Genomic DNA, 1,280 nt, shown 5'->3' on the forward strand with positions numbered 1-1,280 from the left:
CCCTCGTACGCGGTGCGGTAGACGCCGCGTTCCTGGAGCTCCGGCACCAGGGTCTCGACGACGTCCACGAGGGAGTCGGGCAGCAGGTGCGGGGTGAGGTTGAACCCGTCGACCGCCCGCGTGCGAACGTACCGCGCCCACTGGTCGGCGACGCCGCCCGGAGTGCCGGTGAACCACCGCTCACGCGGCGAGACCTCGCGGTACAGCTCGAGGATCGAGAGGTCCTTGTCCTGCGCCAGCCGTCGCCAGCCCTCGATCCGTTCCAGTTTCCCGGTGCGCTGCTCGATCGGGATCGTCCCGCGGGAGGGGTCGAGTTCCCCTGCCACGGGCTCGATCTCGGGCAGAGGGCCGTGCGGGTCGTAGGCGGACAGGTCGGTGCCCCAGTACTGCTCGAAGAACGCGATCGCGCGCGGCGGCGAGAGCTGCTCCTCACGCACCCAGCGTTCCTTCTCGTGGGCCTCGGCCTCGGTGTCACCCAGGATCACCGCGGCCCCGGGCAGGATCCGCAGCGAGTCTGCGCCACGGCCGTGCCGGGCCAGGCGGGCGCGCAGGTCCCTGGCATAGGCGACGGCCTTGTCGAACGTGGTGTTGGCCGAGAAGACCACGTCGGCGTGCGTGGCGGCCAGCTCCCGGCCGCCGTCGGAGTCACCGGCCTGGAAGAGCACGGGCCGTCCCTGACGGCTGGGCGGGACGGTCGAGGTCGCGCTGACGTCGACCAGGTCGGTGTGCCGCTCGACGCGGGTACCAGGAGGCGCCCACAGCGCCTTCGCGGTCTCGACGAACTGCGTCGCGCGTTCGTAACGACGCTCGTGCGGCAACCAGCCGCCGCGCCGGAAATTGGCGCCGGTCCAGGCATTGTCGGTGGTGACGACGTTCCAGCCAGCCCGGCCGCCGGACAGCAGGTCGAGGCTGGCCAGACGGCGGGCCAGGTCGGCCGGGTAGTTGTAGGTGGTGTTCTGGGTGGCGACCAGCCCGATCCGCCCGGTCACGGCGGCCAGCGCGGACAGCTGGGTGATCGCGTCCGGGCGCCCGGCCACGTCGAGCTCGAGCACCTGACCGCGGTTCTCGCGCACGCGCAGACCCTCACCGAGGAAGAACGCGTCGAACAGGCCGCGCTCGAGCAGCTGGGCGACCTCGACGAACGTCTCGATCGCGGTGTGCGGGCGCTCGGTGGGCCGCGACCACACCAGCTGCGGGCCGACGCCGGTGTAGAAGACACCCAGGTGCACCTGGGCATTCGGGTCGTAGGGGGCGCCGGTGTCGACGTCCGTGCTCATGTC

Annotated in this window: 1 protein-coding gene; it reads right to left on the reverse strand. The window is 71.8% G+C overall.

The features are described from left to right. Positions 1–1,277 (reverse strand): LLM class flavin-dependent oxidoreductase (locus KIH74_RS35620; protein ID WP_372492180.1); only part of this gene is annotated, 1,277 nt, incomplete at its 3' end. Between the last annotated feature and the right edge of the window lie 3 nt (positions 1,278–1,280).

This window comes from Kineosporia corallincola (assembly GCF_018499875.1).
In the GTDB taxonomy this organism is placed as follows: domain Bacteria; phylum Actinomycetota; class Actinomycetes; order Actinomycetales; family Kineosporiaceae; genus Kineosporia; species Kineosporia corallincola.